Genomic DNA, 19,237 nt, shown 5'->3' with positions numbered 1-19,237 from the left:
ACGATATAATCTTTATTACTACCACATTCAGACCCGAAAGCCCTTTAAAAAATTCACAGCCTGGCGGATATCTTCCTCTGGATTAGTGCCAACTTCCCGTTCTATGGTCAGGAATCCTGTATAACCGATGTCATTCAGCGCTTGCAGATAGTTGTTCCAGTCAACAGAACCTGCTCCAAGTGGAACTTCACGGAACGCCGAGCCGGTCTCGGCCATTTCAGCCATCTTCTCATGGTCTAATGCGGGTGCTTCATAACCATATTGACCGTAAACATCGCGCGGATCGATATCGGCAAGTTTGAGACCATCTTTAGCATGGGTGTGTACAATGTAGTCTTTTAGTGTATGAACACCTTGCACGGGATCATCACCAGTCACCATCACCATGTTGGCCGGGTCAAAATTAACAGAAACCCCTTTGGAACCCAAATCGTCGAGGAACGTCTTCAGACGCGCAGCGGGTTCTGGCCCAGTCTCAATCGCAAAGTAAGAATTCATCTCATGCGCGTATCTGCTTAGTTCCTCACAGGCGATGTGCATGGTTTCATAAATTTTACTGGTGTGGTCCGAGGGAACAATACCGATATGTGTAGTAACTATATCTGTACCTAGCTCCTTGGCCAGCTCCATAATGCGTTTGGACTTTTCGATTTTGGCACGGTTCTGTGCAGGGTCCTGAAATCCATGTCCGCCTAAATCTCCAACGAGGGCAGAAATTTCGAGACCCAGTGAAGCGATGTATTCCTTCCATTCACGGCGGGCTGACGGAGATAGGTTAGCGGGATCAAATTCACCTTGCACCGCATAAATCTGAACTCCATCAGCCCCTGCTTCTTTTGCCTTGCGCAATCCCTCTTTTACTCCGACCTGAAAACTGTCTATGATAACACCGATTTTGTTAGTGATAATTGGTTTAACCATGGCAATAATCCTCCTTAAAATGAATTAGATTTGGTTCCAAACCCGCTTGATGTATTCCAACCCAAGTCTTGTTCCCTTGCGGCACTCTTCCATTCCCTCGAATTCTACAGAGATATATCCGTCGTAACCGCTTTCCTTAACGGTTCGAATGACACTCGGCATATCGATGTCTCCTTGACCAACGATGGCCCCCCTCAACCAGTTCCCACCGGAGGACTGGAACCAACCTTCGCCAGGCTGGCGATCCTGCGGACGAATATAGAAATCTTTGAAATGTACCATCGAAGCAAGCTTAATATTGTTAGTCACAGCAATAAGCGGATTCTCATCTGCGCACAGGAAGTTACCAATGTCGAGTGTTGTACGGAAGTTATCTCTTCCTACTGCGTGAACCAACGCCTGTACACGATCGCTGTGCTGAATAAAGTATCCATGATTCTCCACGCTGGTCGTAATGCCCAAACCTGCGGCATAATCGGCAATTTCTCGGCAGGCTTCAGCCAAACGTGGAAGCTCTTCCAAAAAGTGCGTAATTGAGAGATCTTCTGACGAAGCTACATCATGCCGCATCTTCTTAATACCTAATGCCGCACAGACATCTACTTCCCGCTTTATCCGTTCGACTTCCCGCTGTCTTTCCGCTGTCTCAAGCCCGGCAAAGTTCGCCCCGATAGCATAATTAGACAACTCTAGTCCACGACCTGCTGCCGTTCGTACAATCTGATCAATTAGCTCAGGATTCTCAACCAAATTGATGCCCAAGGGTACAATCTCCGCATGCTCCGCGCCCAGATCGGCGATCGTCTCAATGACTCCTTCAAGCGTGAGCTCACCCGTTGAAAAAGCTGAATGCAAACTGTAGGTACTAATTCCTAGCTTCATAGTTTCACCTCTTCGCCTTTGGTAGCGGATTCATAGATCGCGCCGAGAATCTTCATGATTGTAACGCCGTCCTGTACAGGACTAATCGGTGTAGAGCCGTTGCTGATGTTGTTCGCAAAGTGGTTAATCTCATTCTGGAATGCACTGTTGAACTCAAACCCCTTATGATCGGTCTGCGGATAGGTATTGATAATCGTATCCGACAGTTCTTTGACGAGGACTATCTCAGGATCAATTTCAAACCCACCCTTGTCACCGTACAGGCGCACCGAACGCTCGTCCTCTTTGGCATGCAGTGTAAAGCTGACATCGACCATCAGCGAAGCTCCATTCTCAAAACGAATCAGTGCATTTGCCAAATCTTCCACCGTATTGTTCGCTGCGTCGTAATCAGCGGCTTTATAAAAAGAAAGATTCTTGATATTAGAACGATTGCCGAGCTTCCGGTAGGTATTGGCACTTACTGATACTGGGTTCGGACGGCCCATCAAATACCAGCATAGATCGATCACATGGACGCCGATATCGATCAGAGGTCCGCCGCCGGAACGTTCAATATCACTGAACCAGCCGCCGGGATTGCCAAGTCTCCGGAACGTCGTAGCCTTCGCATAGTAGATTTCGCCGAATTCTCCTTGTTCCACCAATGTCTGAAGTAGCTGGGCATTAGAGTCATAACGTCTTACAAAGCCTACTTGCAAGATCTTTCCGCTCTTTTCCACTGCCTTCTGAACCTGAAGTGCTTCTTCGACCGTGCGACAAAGCGGTTTCTCTACAAGCACATGCTTGCCTGCCTCAAGGGCCGCAATGCTGATCTCAGCATGAGAGTTGTTCCATGTACAGATACTGACTGCATCTATTTCGGTATTAGCCAGCAATTCACGGTAATCTGTGTATACTTTTTCGACGTTATACTCAGTAGCAACTGCACGTGCACGCTCTTCATTCAGGTCACAAACCGCATATATGGTCGTCTGCGGATTATCCCGATAAGCACTTAAGTGCATACCGGAGATAGAGCCCGTACCTATTACACCGATTTTGAGTATATTCATCAACACTCGCTCCTTTATTTTGCATTGGGTATGATTCGTATTATAATGATTTCAACCCTAAACACCATGCAGAGCCTTGCGGTTTCATTTGTACAATTGTGCTATAGGAGGTGCAGTCCATATATGCTCGACTATGATAAACATCTACAAGAATCCATGGATATGCCAGATCCCGAGTTTCCGATTAAAGTACATACTCAGCGCTTCAACCAAGAGGGAGTTGTACTGTTCTCACATCATTGGCATGAGCATCTGGAATTTCTATTTATTGAAAGCGGTGAGGCAGTATTTGAATGCGGACGGACACCAATCAGGGTCAGGGCTGGTGACTTAGTTGCCGTGAACAGCAATGAGCTGCATTATGGAGTTAGCGCTTCTTCTGATTTATTGTATTATGCAATTATTGCAGATACTTCTTTGCTGCATAGTGCGGTAAGCGACGCTGCCGAGACCAAGTTCATCGCCCCCATTCAGCAGAACCAGCTGCTGTTACGTAACCATATTCGGGGGGATCAGAACATTACAGACTGTGCACTGGCGATTATTCGAGAACTGGAACTTCGCGAATTTGGGTATGAGCTGGCTGTCAAGTCGGAGCTATACCGTCTGCTAACGCTGCTATTGCGCAGACATATCGTCACCGTACTCTCACAGGCTGAGCAAGAAAGACGCAGTAAAACCGTCGAACGCTTCGCACCTGTATTACGTTATATCGATACCCATTACCAGGAACCGATTCAAGTTGACGAACTTGCGGCACTAACAGGGTTAAGCCGCTTCCATTTCAGTCGTCTCTTCAAGGAATTAACTGGGCATACGATATCGGAATATATAAACGCTATCCGTTTAGACCGTGCAGATTATTTGCTAAGGCATACCCAGTTAACAATTTCTGAAATCGCTACCACTTCTGGCTTCAGCGACATCTACTATTTCAGCCGAACCTTCAAAAAGCATAGAAAAGTAACCCCTAGCAAGGTGAGAGGGTTCTAGTTAGCATGTTTGCCCCTATTCTCACATTTTCTCTGCTCACAGAAGATTGCAATTGGTCCCTTCTTATAGATCCATACCACAAGAGAAACTATCTTCCATCTTATGGGTATAATTAACATAAAGCTCTATAGGAGGGGAAATCATTGAGAAAAATAGTAAAACTGACTGTATTAGTACTTTGCATAATGATTTTACCGGGAACAATGATTTATGCCGCATCAAACCAATCAGAAGTTTCATTCTATTTCAATAACGCGATTCAAAAACAGGCAGCAATATTATCCGAGGGAGATATCCTCTTACCTGCTGAACAGCTTTCTAAAAATTTGTTTGCTTTAATTACTTTGGACGAAACAAGTAAAAAGGTTCGAATCTACAAGCCAAATGTGAATATGGTATTGCTTGATAACAATGGAGAGATCTTTGGTAAGGTAAAAAGTCCTGCCCGCTTTGCTTTTTCAACTTTATTACAAGTGGATCATTTGAAGACAGAAATATCAGATATAAAACTTACGATCACCGATCCTACGGATAAAACAGAAACCATAGATAATCAACAAATTAAGAAAAGTGAAGAAAACTTCTGGTTCAAAACCAACGAGTTTACTTATTCCTTTAATGCAAAAGGCACCTATACTATTCAAGTGTTTTTTAAAGATGTGGATTCAAAAATATGGTTTCCTGTTTCCGAAATCGATGTATTTGGAATATGAATTCCCGATAGATGAATTAGGGTTTCCTTACTTCTTATTATTCTTAATCACTTCGTTAAAACGGTCAGGAAAATTGGTATGTACCCCGTCTACGCCCCAAATCACGGCTTTGTCCATATTGACTTGATAATTCACTGTATATGGAAATACCTTTAGCCCAGCATTTTTCACCTGTGCAACATAGGATGAATTTATTCTTTGAAAGTTAGGACTTATGCCAACTGCATACGTTTTTACTCGGTTAATATAAGATTCTGGTATTTTATAAACCGGAATATTATACCAAACAATTTGATAAAGAGGAATCTCTGGGTTAATGGAATGCAATCTACGTAAACTCGTCTCACTAAATGAATGTACGGAAACATGATCTGACAGATTATATTTTTCAATTTGTTCGTTTAAGATGGTTTCGATGTTCGGATTCAAAGCGGGTTCTTTAATTTCAATCATATAGTCCACATCTTTTCCAAACGTTTCAAATACCTCTTCTAAAGTCGGAATACGTAATCCAGCATATTGATCCCTAGCAAACATGGGATACTGTTCGTTAAACCATGAGCCGGCGTCTAATTTCGAAAGCTCCTCCAAGGTGAAATTTTTAACATAACCCGTTCCATTCGTCGTGCGATTAATCGTTTCATCGTGAATAACTACAGGAACACGATCCTTAGTTAACTGTATGTCTAACTCGATATAATCGGTCCCCATATTCATGGCAAGTTCAAATGCAGGTATAGTATTCTCAGGCGCATATCCTGAAGCGCCACGGTGAGCAATGGTATATACTTTGTCCGCTGGCTCAAGAATTTCCTTCACTTTCGTACGAATCCACGGAGAATAGGCATACATGGAGGTACACAATAAAATCAACAGAAAGATGTGAATAAATATAAAGTACATTTTAGAATCTTGAATCCTTTGCATAAAGCTTCCCTCTTCTTTATAAAAAAATTAGTGTATATTACTTGATGTCCATTTTGCCAAAAAAATAACCCATAACACCTTTCTTCCATATTCTATATGAAAACGAAAAAAGGTGGATACAGATGACCGAAATACAAATAGCTGCTGTAGGAGACCTTATGGTCAAGCGTTACATTATTTCTGATGCTAAACAATCGGACGGAACCTATTCGTTCACTCCCCTGTTCGCAAAAGTAACTCCTTATCTAAGACAGGCGGATCTAACCATCGGTAATCTCGAGACCACCTTTCCAGGAAACGGACGAGAATGTCGAAAAAGTCTACGATCTGGCGGTCCAACATTCAAGTGCCCGGATGAATTAGCACCGGCGCTAAAAGAAGCTGGATTTGATGTATTAGTAACAGCGAACAATCACTGTATGGATTATGGTGCCTCGGGTCTGATTCGGACATTACGAGTATTAGACCGTAGTGGAATCGATCATACCGGTACATCAAGATCCGTACAAGAATCAAAACGTACGCTAATCAAAAACGTTAGTGGGATTACAATTGGAATCCTCTCTTACACTGCAGGAACCAATAGAATCCCTGTACCTATTCAACAGCCATGGTTAGTCAATCGGATAGAAACCAATAAAATACTTAGAGAAATTCGAGATTTAAAAAAGAAAGTCGATCTTGTCTTACTTTATATGCATTTTGGAAAAGAATATCAGTACACACCTAATAAGAGGCAAAAGCAACTGGCAAGCCTCTTTCTTAAAAATGGTGCAAACATCGTTTTGGGATCTCACCCACATGTGCTGCAACCGATATCCGTTCAGGGGAAAAAGAAATTCGTTAGTTATTCCCTAGGTAATTTTGTTTCGACTAAGCTTAAGAATAATCCATTTACACAAAGCGGAATCATTCTTACGCTTACCATCAAAAAGGACAATAATGGTAACACGAGTATAACGGACATAAATTACATTCCAACTTGCGTCGATCGAAGGATAACAAAAGGCGGTAAACAAATTTCTGAGGTCATTCCCATCCATGATACGTTAAAGAACACAGATTTAATAACGGAACGGAGAAATCGCTTAAATCGTATGTTGAAGCATACTATAGATATTTTAAAGTGGCCATAAAGAACATCAACTCACAATCATTTAGTCATTCCAACTAATAAGGTATGTACCCAAAAACGAACTTAATCGCTCGAGCATCGGATATGAAGTTAATGAATTAACTAAGACCACTCCATTTTTGATGACGGGTTCGGATAAATATAGTTTATTCAGAACAAAACTGTATTGATTGGAACCATCGTTTTCTGCTTTACGACTGACCTTTATTTCTTGTGAATGGTAAAACAAGCGATTAGCCTCTTCTTTAGTCTGTTCACAGCTTAATAATAAAGTCTCTAGTCTGGAATCCGTCATCTCACTGATAGCTTCGACAGCTACAACGTTATGATCGATTAGTTTAGAAACTAAATGCTTTAGAATAACATTCGGTCCGATATTAACTTCCGAACAATGAAACTTTGCTTCAGAAATAATAAATTGTACTAATAACTCAGCAGTATCAACATCCGTCGAAATATAGTTGCCCTCTAATTCTAATTTAGGTAAAAGCTGAGTCGGTGATTGTAGAAGCCCCGTAATTTGTGCACTCCTCACCCATGAATCCAGATGATCCAAATGGATCTTATTATCTTTATTTCGCAGGGGACTTATTGTATTACCCTCAATTAAATCTAATATCACACTGGGTTCAAAATTATCTTTTGTAAGGATATCACTTATCTCAGGGGAATATAGCAACTCATTTGTTCTTTTATGGTGATCAATACCCTCTATCTGTTCTAAAACATGGCTGAAGGGGCTATGTCCAATATCGTGTAATAGCGCAGCAATCCTTAGTTCATACCAATCCGGACAATAATAGGCAACTAAAGAAAACACTCCAAGGGTGTGCTGTAACCGGGTGGCGACATGTTGTGTATTGATGTAGCTGCATCCGCTATGATGAATAAAATGCAGTCTGCGTACCGGGAATGAATTTAATAAATAGGATTCTGTTTCCGTTAATTTGGTTTTAAGTCCCCACAAAGGTTCCCATAGTTCATCACTACCTGTTAATTGTGCAATGTATCGATCAGTATTTATATTACTCATACTTTCCACCCTCACTTCACTAAAAGATTCTACCTCATTCATCGACAAGTTTCTTTACTTATTTTCATAGCAAATGCCATAGAAATGTTAAATAAGTACCCGCTCCCTTTAAAAATCTAATGATATAGTTATCGTAGAATACATTTTTATAACATTGAAAGGATTCGTATTAACATGGCAGCACAAACAAAAAGGCAGTTAAATGATGGTCCGAAAATTCGAAAAGAAAAAGAAATTGTTGAAAAAATGATTCGTATATATTGTAAGAAAAAACATTATCAAAAAGGGTTATGCGAGGAATGTCAGGGCTTAAATGAATATGCAACAAAAAGATTATCTCTCTGCCAATTCGGGGAAGACAAAACAGCATGTGCAAAGTGCCCTATCCATTGTTACAAACAGGAGTATCGGCAAAGAATTAAAGAAGTTATGCGTTTCTCAGGTCCATGGATGTTACTCTACCATCCAGTTGAGTCGATTAGGCATATCCCATTACCAGGTAAGTTAAGAAAATAAGCATATAAATAAAAACAGCAGCAGTCAATGACTGTTGCTGTTATTGATCCTCTTCAATTGCTTGGTGCGTTCTCGTACTTATCTCATTGCTTTTGCCAGCTCTGTGAATATAACACCAAGCGCGTAGGCTCCCGCATCCGGATACCCAATGCTGCGTTCCCCCACCGTACCTGCTCTTCCCATACGGGCAACGACGTCCGAAGTCTTCTGGGCACCGAGAACTGCGGCTTCCGCAGCTTTGATTGCTGCCATTTTAATATCATCACCATGTTCTGCGCTTTGTGTCCAGGCATCCGCAAAAGGTACAAGCGCATCAATTAATGTCTTGTCGCCAACGACAGCACCTCTCCCGAAGGATCTTTCACCCGTATCCTGAATCCCTTTAACTACAGCTTGCATCATATTGGCAAAATCCTGGATGGACAACTCCTGCTTTTGCTGCGCAGTCTTGCTCGCTGCACGGAAGCCCGATCCCCAGATCGGTCCAGATGCTCCACCACAATGCTCCATAATGATCAAAGAACAAGCATCAAGGAAATCACCGATATTGCTGAGATGATGAGCTAAAATATCTTCCCATTCTACTTTCAACTGCTTAAAGCCCTTGGCTACGCTCATCCCAAAATCACCATCTCCGGCATGGGCATCTAGCTCACAGAAAGGCACCTCATTCTCAATAATGACCTCACTCATTTGATCAATCAAATAAACAATATTTTGCAAGGAGAACTGGTTGTTCTTAATTACCGCAGCTTCAGCATTCGTATTATTTTTGAAAGAAACCGTGCTGTCTGCTTTCTCTTCCTTGATGATCTCGGTATAATTCACGGGCTCAAATGAACCTTTAACCGACAATGCCGGTGTATCACACGGAGCAGACAACCATTTCTTCAGCGTCTCATCCAGCTTCATAATCGACACTGATGCGCCGGCCATATCGATGCTAGTCATATAGTTACCGACAAATACTTTAAACACTTTCTTATTCTTGGCCGTCAATTCACGGATCACAGAATTATTCAATAAATAAAGCTCTTGCAGTGGTGTTCCACCAAATCCATTGATTAGAACAGCAACTTCATGCTGTGACTCATCGTTCATCTGCAAGTTGCTCAGCAAGGACGTAACCATTCGCTGCGCCAGTTCATCCGCTGACACGGCTTTTTCTCTGCGAATTCCAGGTTCACCGTGAATTCCTACACCGTATTCCATCTCATCCTCTTCGATATGAAACGTCGGAGTTCCTTTGGCAGGAACGGTGCAAGATGTAAAGGCGAAGCCGATGGTGCGAACATGGTCAATCGCATGTTGCGCCGCTTCTTTCACTTCCGTCAAGGACAGTCCTGCTTCTGCTGCAGCCCCAGCTATTTTATGAACGAGAACGGTTCCGGCAACCCCTCGTTTCCCTACAGTATACAGGCTGTCTTCAACAGCAATGTCATCGTCTACTTTGACATATTCCACTTGTATACCATCTTCACTTGCGAGATGAGCCGCATTTTTAAAGTTCATGATGTCACCGCTGTAGTTCTTGATAATCAGCAATGTACCCTTTTGGCTCGCAGAACGGCGGATCGCTTGATAGACCTGAATCTGAGACGGAGAAGCAAACACATCACCGCACACGGCTGCATCCAGCATACCATTACCTACAAACCCGGCATGGGCTGGTTCATGCCCGCTTCCACCACCGCTAATAAGCGTAACTTTATCGGCATTGATCTCTTTTTTAGAAATCACTTTAAATTTATCGTTGAAATCCAGCTCAGGATGCGCTAAGACAAGTCCGTTGCACATCTCCCGGACTAGCGTTTCCGGCTTGTTCATAATTTTCTTCATCTTAAAGCTCCTTACTTAGTTTATATTGACGGCCTAGTTGGTCAGCAGCCATAATCGCCGATGCTACCGCCTCCTCCGTAATTGGGAACGGCATAGAATGAATGGATTCCTCAGCAATACAAGCTTTTTTAGCAACCTCAAGAAGTTCTTCGTAAGTTACATGCTCTACTCCGATATCTTCTAAGCACACTGGAAGACCAATCGACAGACAGAAGTCCAATACTTCTCTTAATTCCGTACGGTCCGCATTTTCAAGCACCAATTGAGCAATTGTACTGAAGGCTACCTTCTCACCATGATAATAATGATGCGTACCCTCTAATGCTGTTAAACCATTATGAATCGCATGAATCGCTGCCAAGCCTCCACTTTCAAAGCCCAGTCCCGATAATAAAATATTCGTTTCAATGATATTCTCTAAGGCTGGTGTTACAATATTCAAATCGCAGGCCTGCTTTGCCTTGAATCCATTTTCAAGCAAAGTGTCATAGCACAGTCTAGCAAGACCTAGCGCTGTTATTGTTCCTTTAGCTTCCCCACAAACACCTTCACGAACCCCGCAAGGTAATCCCGCATTCACATTGGAGTAAGAATTCGCGGTAGCTCTTGCTTCGAAATAAGTGGACAGTGCATCTCCCATCCCAGCAACAAGAAATCTTGTTGGCGCTTTGGCAATGACTGTTGTATCGATCATGACTACACTTGGACTTTGCTTGAAATAAGCATAATCATCGAATTCGCCTTCTGGGGTATAGAGTACTGCAGAGTGGCTTGTGGGTGCATCCGTGGCTGCTATTGTCGGAACGATAATCAGCGCTTCTCCCTCTGCTACGCATTTTGCTGTATCGATCGCCTTACCTCCACCCAAACCAATCGTACATGCACATTGATGTTCCTTGGCTAGAGCCTGCAATCTTGCAACCTCTTGTCTAGAGCATTCCCCATGGAAGCCGCTTTCAACAAGCGTTATATTAAATTTCTGTTTAGTGGATTCCAATTTATCTTTCACACGTGTAACATCATCTGGATGTGCAATGAGCAGTGCAGAATCACCGAAGGTTTTTACAAAATAACCTAAATTCAAAAGTTCATTCTCACCTTGCACATATTTCGTCGGACTGATAAACGCTCTTCTCATTTTCATTCCTCCTAGGTTGTATATAGTTATTATTATAGATTGCTCAATTTCGATATGCATGAAACAATAAGGTCTAAATAAAGCGTTTTCTTATCATGTTTTTTTGTCCACTCTTTTAGAAATTGTATTATCTTGTCCTTTTGTGCATAAATTCGCTATAATGTTCATTATGTTTCTATAACTTTCCTAGGAGAATATCATGATGCCCAAATCTCGCTTTAATTTAGAAGAAATTATTGATTTGAAGAAATGGGAGAAATTGCAGGACTCCTTATCACTTGTTACTAAAATGGCCATCCTTACCGTTGATTATAAAGGTGTTCCTGTGACTAAGCACAGCTTCTGTCAGCCATTCTGTCAAGGCGTGCGTCAGGATTCTAACCTCTCTCAGTACTGTCAAAAATGTGATGCTCGTGCCGGCATTGAAGCTGTTCGCCAGAACAAGCCTTATATTTACTTATGCCATTTCAACATTATCGATATTGCCATTCCAATTATTATTGACGATCAATATTTGGGTGCAATTATGGCCGGACAGCTTAAGCTTCGTGAACCTGACGTGTCACATCTGGAGCAGATTGTATCTAGGCCACCTAATGTTGAGGCGAACAAGAAGTTTAATTCGCTCAAAGAGGATTATGATGCACTCCCTGTCTTATCCTATGATGAAGTAACGAAGTGCGTTGATCTGCTGCTTCAGTTGAGCACCTATATCGTAGAAGAAGCCATTCAGAAACGTACCACAGTTGATTTGTACAAAAGAGTGCTGACCTCAAATATTGACACAACTGCTTCAGCAGAAACCTTTGACGAGACAGACCGTGCGTATCGCAAAATCCAATCTATCCAGCAAGAACTGTCAGGGGCGCTCATCCAGACCAAATTGAAAAATGGGGCTCAAAGGTTCATCTCTACAAATTCAGTGCTTCAGCCTGCGTTCGATTACATCTATGCTCACAAAAATGAAAATTTCAGCCTAAAAGAAATGGCCAAGCTTTGTCATATCAGCCCTAGTTATTTCAGTCGCATATTTACAAAAGAAACAGGTGAGAACTTCTCCCTCTTCGTTGCTAGGCTCAAAATTGAATGGGCCAAGCAGTTGCTGGAAACCACAGACGCACCTATTAATCAAGTGAGCGATGATTTAGGATTTTGTGATACTGGTTATTTTATTAAAACATTCAAACGGTTCGAAAACCTCACCCCTGCTGTATACCGGAATATGTATATGAGTTGATCAGCAAAACAAACCCTCCGTTAATAAAATTAACGAAGGGTTAACTCCTCATTCCCACCAGTGTTTCATTTCACTGAATCCTACATCCCATAGCTTCACATTCCCTTTGAGGGTAATGGTTATTTCGCTTACGGTAACTAACGCTGTATTTATAAGCTCAGCTTGTGGACTATATTGTTCAGTCGATTGAAGCATTACGTTACCATCAACTGCAATAATGAGTTCACTATTAGAATCAACATGATCAGGGAAACCGAAGTTGTAATATAGCAACACCTCTTTTTTATCATCCAAAGTGTATTTGTATTCTTTAATTTCTTTCCCCTCACTGTTATACAAGTTCAATTTTGGTGGGATTTTTTCACCTGCAATAGTGAAGCTGGGAAGATCATGCGTGATGGGCATACTTCCAGTAAGTTGTTTCAGTGTTTGTAATCCCTGTATAGGTCTTTCACTTTTCTCTAGAGTTACATCAATGATCTCAGAGATTCCCATGATTCCAATCAATAGAACAACAACAGTTAAAGCCGATTTAATAAGTGATTTCCAAGTGATTTTTGAAATAAATCCTATCTTATAGGCGCAAAATCCGATCATTGCTCCTAACGTATTGGAAATGACATCATCTACATCAAAGGAACCTAAAAAAGTTAAAGCTTGAAGAGTCTCCAACACAAAAATCGTTAAGATAAACAAACAAATAAACTTTTTAAAATGAGTACGATACAACAAGGGAAATAATACGCCAAAAGGAATAAAGGCAGCGATGTTCCCAAAGTTATAAATCCAAGAAAAGGATAGGTCAGTGAGATTGGGAAAACGAAGTGGAACATTTTCTGGAATCAACATAAACGTGTATCCATACTGGCTTGTTGCATGCTCTACTCTATTGAAAGCAAGAAACAAAAAATATATGATCAAAAGCGTATACAAATTAGTTCCAATAACAAGAATTTTGCGCAATTTAACTCCCATAATCACTTCACAATTCCTTCCATATGTCGATGGAATCAGTATAGCTCTCCAAAGTGACTTTCCAGTGACACAGAAGGTGACGATTTAGTCATTCAAAGCTTATTTCAATAATAAGACATCACTGTATCAAAACAACTTCATATCGCAAGGGGTTAGATTAGGTCAAAAAAAGGGTGCCCCAGCAGCCTTTTCATGGCTTTTGGAACATCCCTTGACGTGCTATATGAGCATTAAATATCAAAATTTATGTTTAGCAAGCTCTTCTACGATTTGGGGGTCGTTATGCGAAAAGAATACACTCTGTTTCGTATCTAACGCAGCTATTCTTTCCAAATCTTCTTGGTTTAATTTGAAGTCAAAAATATTAAAGTTTCGATGATTCGTCTTTTATTAGTAGATTTTGGAATGGCAATCACACCTCTTTGGGTTAACCAACGTAAAACTACTTGAGCAACGGATTTCTGATGTTTTTCAGCGATTGAAATTAATACTTCATTTTGAAAAAGATTGTTTCTTCCTTCTGCAAAAGGAGTGGCAGATGAACAACCCACCTATCGGGAAATTAGCTATTGCCCCAGGATATAAACCCGTTGATGGGAAGCTTTATGAACAATTATAAAATAATGCATCGGGTCTATGGACTCGATTCATTTTTCTTGTTCTAATGGCTGTCTTAACTACTGCTTAGCAGGATTAAAAAAGTAAATTCTCAGAAAAATCGTGAATAAACTCAATGCCAAAAATAACGCTCCTCCTATAACGATGTACTGTGTACCCATTCCTGATATAAATAATCCGCCCACTGCTGTACCTATGGTTATTCCTAAGTTCCCACAGGATAGGAACAACCCATTAGCAAAATCAGGGGCCTCTGGAACTGCGGATGTAATCCAGTATTGACTGATCAGATTACCTATTGCATAGAACAAACCCCATAACAAAACTGTTATGATCATAGGTCCTGTGGACGAACCCGTTACTAATGATAATAGATAAATGATTCCTAATATAATTGGAAATGTTATGACTGTTCTTATCGCATTTTTAAAGAGTAATCTTCCCCCTGCAAAGTTTCCGACCAAGCTGGCTAAACCATATAACAATAACACTAAGCTTAACGTCTTCCCTGAAATATGTGTAATGGTCTCCAGATACTCTGCGATGTAACTATTAACACTAGCTGTTGCTGATCCAATAAGTACGACCGCAATAATGGCTAACCAAACCATCGGCTTTTTTAATACGCTTATTTGAGATCCGTATGAAAGCCTTTCCTTCACTGGCATAGAGGGTACAAATAATAACGTCGCTATGAATACTAGGGCGTTTACGATTGTAAAGAATAACATCGCCATATCTACAGAACTTTGACTAGCAATATAATTAGTGATGGGTACACCAAGAACCATACCTCCTGTCACGCCGAACATGACTTTAGAAACAGCTTTTGGAGCTTCTTCCTTACTGACTGAAGTAGCAGCTACTATCAAAGCCAACGAACAATAAACTGGATGAAAAAAGGCTGGAATCACACGAGCAATTAACAGCACATTAAAGTTTGATGTGAAAATGGAAATGATATTCCCAAGAATAAAAATACCAAGTACAAGCAACATGACTTTTTTCCGGTTTAAACTTGAGAATAATAACGGCATCGTAGGACCAGCAATCGAAACAGCAAGTGCAAAGAGACTAACTAACAGCCCTGCTTTGGACACTGAAACATGATAGTTATCTGCTATTTGAGGTAACATTCCTATTACCCCCATTTCAGTTGTTAGGATGCCGAAGACTCCTATAACTAGAATAAGTAAATACAAATGATTTTGTTTTGCCATATTAACCCCTTACCTATATATATTTTTTATGCTCGAAAGTAAACGCTGGTGAATTATTACTCTCATGTGTATTATTATTGATGAGTTAAGTTTCTTCAATTAGCAAATATCCGTGATCCGTGTAATAATTCACACATTGCTTTGATCTGTTTATTATCTGCAAGAAAGTTTGGTGACTCTACGTGACAAAGGTTGATAGAAGAATTCTTAAATCTCAGGCAGCCATAAAAAAAGCAATGACTGAACTGATGTCTGAAAAAAAATTCGATGCTATAACGCTAAAAGATATTTCTGACAGAGCGGATGTTAGTCGAAGAACAATCTATCTGCATTACGAGGATAAATATGATTTATTAGATAAGTTAATTGAGGAACATATCAATGAACTTAGAGAATCCTGCAGTTCAGAATCGGAAATAAGCTCAGCACATCGTAAGTTGACCTGGTTTGAATATTTCGAACATAATTATTTATTTTTTTCAGCGATGTTATCTAGTAAAGGAGCTCCCTTCTTTCGGAGTCGGTTTCTTGAGTTTGTCATCGAGGATATCAAGAGTGAATGGGAGATGTCAGAGGGGAAAAAACAGGGGTTATACGAAGACGTTATTCTTCAGTTTATTGCACCAGCGTATGTAGGGATCGTGGAATGGTGGTTTACAAACCAAATGCCTTATCCACCTGACGTTATGGAAAAACAATTGGAAATTTTATTGGATAATAACCTATCCTAAGTTTCTAAACCCAAAAGCCCAACTTCTCCGTAAACCAATAGAGAAGTTGGGCTTTTATTAATTATTTTCTTCAAGATATTGATAAACGGCCAACATTTCTTGTTTGTTCAACTCACGAATACGATTGAAAATTGGAATATCTGCCACTGCTCCAATATTTGAGCCTTCAGACACAACATCACTTACATTGCCTGTTAGCCAGGTCTGAACATTAATACCTTCAACGGTTTCCTTCCGGCCCTCATCATTAATTCCACTTGCATAACAACTAACACATGGAATCGTTAACTTATAAACGCCATCGTGGAGTCCATCTTCTGATATAACTTTCTTTCCTTTACAGAATGGACATGGTTGACTAGCTTTTATCTTATTAATTAGAGTGACCAGTTTTTTGTAACCAAACGCTTCATAAACATAGGTCAGCTTTTTGTATTTTCCATTCGTGAAATACTTATCAATGATGTTTTCTCTTGTTTCGGTGATATTGTCAAAATCACAAATGGTGATTCGATTATTTATGCTGATGGATTCTATACTATTGCTAATTATTCCCCAGAAAGGCAAAGCATTTTGCAACACCATTTCATAGTGTGCAAAGCTTGCCAGCTCTAGTTCAAGCATTTTCAGAGCAACTTGTGTTTCCCATGGTAAAAGAGAGACTTCCTCTGTCAGAAGCATATCGCCGCCGACAATGGCTTTCATTTTTTGGAGTGCCGGTAATTCACCAACAGTTCTAATCACTTGTTCGAGAGGCTGTCCAATGATCTCACGAATATCCGTGTCACCAAACTTTAGCTTCTTATGATGATTAAGTACGGTTCCTTGACAGATTGGACAGGTAATCATTATTTTAGATTGTTTGATATGCTCTTTAATAATCGCCTTCGATATCACCATGTAGTTCCCAATGATGTAATTAAAGCCTTCCCAAGTCCTCGTTGCTTTGCTTGCCTTATCATAAAATGACTTTTCCCAATACCCGTACCAAAAAGTATGCTTTTCTGCATCCGTCATCTCATTATAACTTTTGCCGAGATCATGTCCGAGTTCATTCTTAATCTCTTCAAAGATGAATTTTATTTTGGGGAATTGATAGAATTTTAGGATATCCATTGCATCTGGATGCAATAAGCCCTCCCAAAACGGTACATTTTTGTCCTGAAGGACAACTTCAAAATCAAACTTTTCAACGACTCGACGTCCCTTACAGCATGGACAATGATTGTCTTGATAATAGAAATCGAAGCTACTCGTATCTTTATTGGTGGGATGCGCCGTTACAATATGGTTAATCAAGCCACCAATCTCATACAGAAAAGTATATTGACTATATAAGTGGCGTTCTAGATCAATAGCGATGACAGGTGCAATGGTATCCGATTCGTATTCACCATAAATCAAACGCGCCATAGAGGATAAGCTTTTTAAGATGCCGCCTTTATAGATATTATCAGCATTTTTAAAATAGGCAATTTGATCATCTTTTAAGTAGTTAACACCATTTTCTTGACGCAGTGTTGAAGAAATCTGCAATGGAGCGACAGGCGTTTCATTGTTGTGTTGACGATAATATTCTTCATGGCTGACAACATCGAGATGCTCCACGGGTTCAAGCTGTCTTTTGCCAAAATCAACGATAAAATCAGAGTTTTCCAGCATATACGAGTTATGTTCAATCATCATAATGGATACAGTTTCATCTTGAAGAATAACTCTAATGCTATCAATGAATTGATTTAGAATATTTTGTGATAACCCTTTGGAAGGCTCGTCAAAGATGAATAGCGTATTCGGATTTCTTGAACCCGCGAATAGCTCAGAAACTAAATGGACACATTGAAATTCACCTGTTGATAAAGACTGTGTTTTTCTTTCCAACGTCAAATAACCAAGGCCTAGCTTGATCAATAAACTTAAGCGTTTATGAGCAATGTCTTCATTTGGCAATTCATCAATAATATCTTCAATCGAGCGCTGAAAAATATCATCAATCTCTTCACTGTATTTAGTGAGTTTTCTTTTAATATCTAGAAAAGTTGCAACGGTCGACCGACTGGTAATCGATTGGTTTCGATCTTGCCCCACAATGACCAGCTTATCTTTGGGATATCGCGTAACAAAATCTTTGGACATACACTCATTGACCAGTGTAGACTTACCACATCCAGATTCACCAGTGAATGTTACAAGTCTATTTCGGGGGATCTGAATTTCAGCCATTTGAATATTACGACAGAAAAGATCATGAAAATGATAGTATTCAGTGGGTGTAGCCTGATTTACCTCCCCATTGATCGGCGCAGGACGTGGTGATTCTTCAACGATTTTCCCGCCATATTTCCCACTACCTGGTCCGAAGAACAATTGATCGTCCGTTATGTCTAATACCGTGTCCGAATGATCAATAAGCCAAATTTGATTCTTAAAGCCTAATTGTTTAATCTGTTCTAATATTTTCAAAAGGGTTTGGTGATCCAGACCCACAGAGATTTCATCTATGATAATTACGGTGTTTTCACTGGTTGCCATAAATTCAGCTAAGTAAAGTCGTGTTAACTCTCCACCTGACAAAGTACCCATAATCCGATTTAAGGTTAAATAACCAATATTCATATGGATAATGTTTTTTAGAATGTTTTGTTTACCTTCACTAATGTTCAGCACTTCTGCTAGAGATAAAATGGTTTCGACACTTAAATCGTTGATATCAGAAATACTCATGTCTTGATTCAATAACTTCATTTTGTATTGTTCAGTTTCTTGATTATAGCGCTTCCCCTTACACTTTTTACATTCGATATTTTTAGTAGTTCCTCGACCTTTACAATCTGGACACCAGCCTAGTTCATTATTAAATGAAAAAACCTCTGGTGATAGGTTATATTGTTCAGCAATCGCAACACGAATCTCTGTAAACACACCCGTATGTGTGCCAATAGTTGATCGAGGATTAGAAGAAATGGATGATCTCCCTAGAAAAAGTACAAGCGGCATTTCTTCCATCTGGATCGCACTGAAATTAGTTTCCATAATGTTAGGGAATAAATACTGATATTCTGCCTTTGGCAATAAAGAAACGAGACGCTTCTTGGATTCTTCACCGATGGTTTGACAAAAAGTAGTTTTACCAGAACCGGACAAACCAGCAATCCCTAGGGATTGATCTACTGGTAGTACTGCATCTAACTTATTAATATTGTTCGCAATTAATCGGTTTATTTTCATAGTGGTATCATCTCATCTCCATTCTCTTCATGTAGTATTGCCATGATTTATCCCATTAAAAAGGGCACTTTCCGTG

Annotated in this window: 16 protein-coding genes and 1 pseudogene; 6 read left to right on the top strand and 11 right to left on the bottom strand. The window is 40.3% G+C overall.

Annotated features, from left to right (window positions below):
• Window positions 1-27: 27 nt before the first annotated feature.
• Genes ACN6MV_RS15200 through ACN6MV_RS15190 form a run of 3 tightly spaced genes read right to left on the bottom strand, consistent with a single transcriptional unit; the run spans window position 28 to window position 2,858 of the window.
• The gene (locus ACN6MV_RS15200; protein WP_419886699.1) at window positions 28-921 is read right to left on the bottom strand and encodes a sugar phosphate isomerase/epimerase family protein; all 894 of its coding nucleotides are present in this window, start codon (window positions 919-921) and stop codon (window positions 28-30) included.
• A 24-nt stretch (window positions 922-945) separates the two neighbouring features.
• Window positions 946-1,803 carry a sugar phosphate isomerase/epimerase family protein gene (locus tag ACN6MV_RS15195; protein WP_419886698.1) on the bottom strand — a complete coding sequence of 286 codons (858 nt, stop codon included), beginning with the start codon at window positions 1,801-1,803 and terminating at the stop codon, window positions 946-948.
• Complete coding sequence (locus tag ACN6MV_RS15190) at window positions 1,800-2,858, bottom strand: Gfo/Idh/MocA family protein (protein WP_419886697.1); 1,059 nt, start codon at window positions 2,856-2,858, stop codon at window positions 1,800-1,802. The genes ACN6MV_RS15195 and ACN6MV_RS15190 overlap by 4 nt, the downstream gene beginning before the upstream one ends.
• A 123-nt stretch (window positions 2,859-2,981) precedes the next feature.
• On the opposite strand from ACN6MV_RS15190, the gene ACN6MV_RS15185 reads away from it, so the two are divergent.
• On the top strand, window positions 2,982-3,851 hold the full coding sequence (locus ACN6MV_RS15185; RefSeq protein ID WP_076120875.1) for a helix-turn-helix domain-containing protein: 870 nt from the start codon (window positions 2,982-2,984) through the stop codon (window positions 3,849-3,851).
• 143 nt (window positions 3,852-3,994) lie between these two features.
• Complete coding sequence (locus ACN6MV_RS15180) at window positions 3,995-4,564, top strand: hypothetical protein (protein WP_076120874.1); 570 nt, start codon at window positions 3,995-3,997, stop codon at window positions 4,562-4,564.
• Window positions 4,565-4,591: 27 nt separating this feature from the next.
• On the opposite strand, the gene ACN6MV_RS15175 is transcribed toward ACN6MV_RS15180, so the two are convergent.
• Entirely contained in the window at window positions 4,592-5,491 is a 900-nt protein-coding gene (locus ACN6MV_RS15175; protein ID WP_052414606.1) for a glycerophosphodiester phosphodiesterase, read from the bottom strand.
• A gap of 122 nt (window positions 5,492-5,613) precedes the next feature.
• Between ACN6MV_RS15175 and ACN6MV_RS15170 the strand changes: the two genes are divergently transcribed.
• A complete protein-coding gene (locus ACN6MV_RS15170; protein ID WP_076120873.1) occupies window positions 5,614-6,627 on the top strand; it encodes a CapA family protein in 1,014 nt (337 codons plus the stop codon).
• A gap of 21 nt (window positions 6,628-6,648) precedes the next feature.
• On the opposite strand, the gene ACN6MV_RS15165 is transcribed toward ACN6MV_RS15170, so the two are convergent.
• Window positions 6,649-7,701: an HD domain-containing protein gene (locus ACN6MV_RS15165; protein WP_419886696.1), complete on the bottom strand. Its 1,053-nt coding sequence runs from the start codon at window positions 7,699-7,701 to the stop codon at window positions 6,649-6,651.
• 132 nt (window positions 7,702-7,833) lie between these two features.
• Here ACN6MV_RS15165 and ACN6MV_RS15160 point away from each other — a divergent pair, with 132 nt between their 5' ends.
• Window positions 7,834-8,175 carry a nitrous oxide-stimulated promoter family protein gene (locus ACN6MV_RS15160; protein ID WP_042127771.1) on the top strand — a complete coding sequence of 114 codons (342 nt, stop codon included), beginning with the start codon at window positions 7,834-7,836 and terminating at the stop codon, window positions 8,173-8,175.
• Between the two features lie 78 nt (window positions 8,176-8,253).
• On the opposite strand, the gene dhaK is transcribed toward ACN6MV_RS15160, so the two are convergent.
• Together dhaK and ACN6MV_RS15150 are read right to left on the bottom strand one after the other, a co-directional pair.
• On the bottom strand, window positions 8,254-10,014 hold the full coding sequence (dhaK, locus tag ACN6MV_RS15155) for a dihydroxyacetone kinase subunit DhaK (RefSeq protein ID WP_042127769.1): 1,761 nt from the start codon (window positions 10,012-10,014) through the stop codon (window positions 8,254-8,256).
• Window position 10,015: 1 nt separating this feature from the next.
• Window positions 10,016-11,152, bottom strand: a complete 1,137-nt coding sequence (locus ACN6MV_RS15150; RefSeq protein ID WP_042127767.1) for a glycerol dehydrogenase — start codon at window positions 11,150-11,152, stop codon at window positions 10,016-10,018.
• A gap of 202 nt (window positions 11,153-11,354) precedes the next feature.
• Here ACN6MV_RS15150 and ACN6MV_RS15145 point away from each other — a divergent pair, with 202 nt between their 5' ends.
• Window positions 11,355-12,389: a PocR ligand-binding domain-containing protein gene (locus ACN6MV_RS15145; RefSeq protein ID WP_419886764.1), complete on the top strand. Its 1,035-nt coding sequence runs from the start codon at window positions 11,355-11,357 to the stop codon at window positions 12,387-12,389.
• A gap of 48 nt (window positions 12,390-12,437) precedes the next feature.
• Here the strand turns inward: ACN6MV_RS15145 and ACN6MV_RS15140 are convergent, their stop codons facing one another.
• The 3 genes and pseudogenes from ACN6MV_RS15140 to ACN6MV_RS15130 all read right to left on the bottom strand — a co-directional run bounded on the left by ACN6MV_RS15140 (window position 12,438) and on the right by ACN6MV_RS15130 (window position 15,202).
• Window positions 12,438-13,364, bottom strand: a complete 927-nt coding sequence (locus ACN6MV_RS15140; protein ID WP_419886763.1) for a VanZ family protein — start codon at window positions 13,362-13,364, stop codon at window positions 12,438-12,440.
• Between the two features lie 237 nt (window positions 13,365-13,601).
• Window positions 13,602-13,894: pseudogene (locus ACN6MV_RS15135) on the bottom strand (aldo/keto reductase); the annotation flags it as partial.
• 147 nt (window positions 13,895-14,041) lie between these two features.
• Entirely contained in the window at window positions 14,042-15,202 is a 1,161-nt protein-coding gene (locus tag ACN6MV_RS15130; RefSeq protein WP_419886695.1) for an MFS transporter, read from the bottom strand.
• 182 nt (window positions 15,203-15,384) lie between these two features.
• Between ACN6MV_RS15130 and ACN6MV_RS15125 the strand changes: the two genes are divergently transcribed.
• Window positions 15,385-15,933 (top strand): TetR/AcrR family transcriptional regulator, encoded by a 549-nt coding sequence (locus ACN6MV_RS15125; RefSeq protein ID WP_419886694.1) that lies wholly within the window; start codon window positions 15,385-15,387, stop codon window positions 15,931-15,933.
• A gap of 57 nt (window positions 15,934-15,990) precedes the next feature.
• On the opposite strand, the gene ACN6MV_RS15120 is transcribed toward ACN6MV_RS15125, so the two are convergent.
• Window positions 15,991-19,161, bottom strand: coding sequence for an ATP-binding cassette domain-containing protein (locus ACN6MV_RS15120; RefSeq protein WP_419886693.1), 3,171 nt, complete (start codon window positions 19,159-19,161; stop codon window positions 15,991-15,993).
• Between the last annotated feature and the right edge of the window lie 76 nt (window positions 19,162-19,237).

Origin of the sequence: Paenibacillus sp. B-A-8, assembly GCF_048572915.1 — a bacterium.
Classification (GTDB): Bacteria; Bacillota; Bacilli; order Paenibacillales; family Paenibacillaceae; genus Paenibacillus_AQ.
Note: the sequence above shows the minus strand (reverse complement) of the source record. Positions and strands in the feature narration are given on the sequence as shown.

Coding starts and splice junctions, on each gene's coding strand:
- ACN6MV_RS15200 (WP_419886699.1), bottom strand. CDS start 921: ATGGTTAAACCAATTATCACTAACAAAATCGGTGTTATCATAGACAGT.
- ACN6MV_RS15195 (WP_419886698.1), bottom strand. CDS start 1,803: ATGAAGCTAGGAATTAGTACCTACAGTTTGCATTCAGCTTTTTCAACG.
- ACN6MV_RS15190 (WP_419886697.1), bottom strand. CDS start 2,858: ATGAATATACTCAAAATCGGTGTAATAGGTACGGGCTCTATCTCCGGT.
- ACN6MV_RS15185 (WP_076120875.1), top strand. CDS start 2,982: ATGCTCGACTATGATAAACATCTACAAGAATCCATGGATATGCCAGAT.
- ACN6MV_RS15175 (WP_052414606.1), bottom strand. CDS start 5,491: ATGCAAAGGATTCAAGATTCTAAAATGTACTTTATATTTATTCACATC.
- ACN6MV_RS15170 (WP_076120873.1), top strand. CDS start 5,614: ATGACCGAAATACAAATAGCTGCTGTAGGAGACCTTATGGTCAAGCGT.
- ACN6MV_RS15165 (WP_419886696.1), bottom strand. CDS start 7,701: ATGAATGAGGTAGAATCTTTTAGTGAAGTGAGGGTGGAAAGTATGAGT.
- ACN6MV_RS15160 (WP_042127771.1), top strand. CDS start 7,834: ATGGCAGCACAAACAAAAAGGCAGTTAAATGATGGTCCGAAAATTCGA.
- dhaK (WP_042127769.1), bottom strand. CDS start 10,014: ATGAAGAAAATTATGAACAAGCCGGAAACGCTAGTCCGGGAGATGTGC.
- ACN6MV_RS15150 (WP_042127767.1), bottom strand. CDS start 11,152: ATGAGAAGAGCGTTTATCAGTCCGACGAAATATGTGCAAGGTGAGAAT.
- ACN6MV_RS15145 (WP_419886764.1), top strand. CDS start 11,355: ATGCCCAAATCTCGCTTTAATTTAGAAGAAATTATTGATTTGAAGAAA.
- ACN6MV_RS15140 (WP_419886763.1), bottom strand. CDS start 13,364: ATGGGAGTTAAATTGCGCAAAATTCTTGTTATTGGAACTAATTTGTAT.
- ACN6MV_RS15130 (WP_419886695.1), bottom strand. CDS start 15,202: ATGGCAAAACAAAATCATTTGTATTTACTTATTCTAGTTATAGGAGTC.
- ACN6MV_RS15120 (WP_419886693.1), bottom strand. CDS start 19,161: ATGAAAATAAACCGATTAATTGCGAACAATATTAATAAGTTAGATGCA.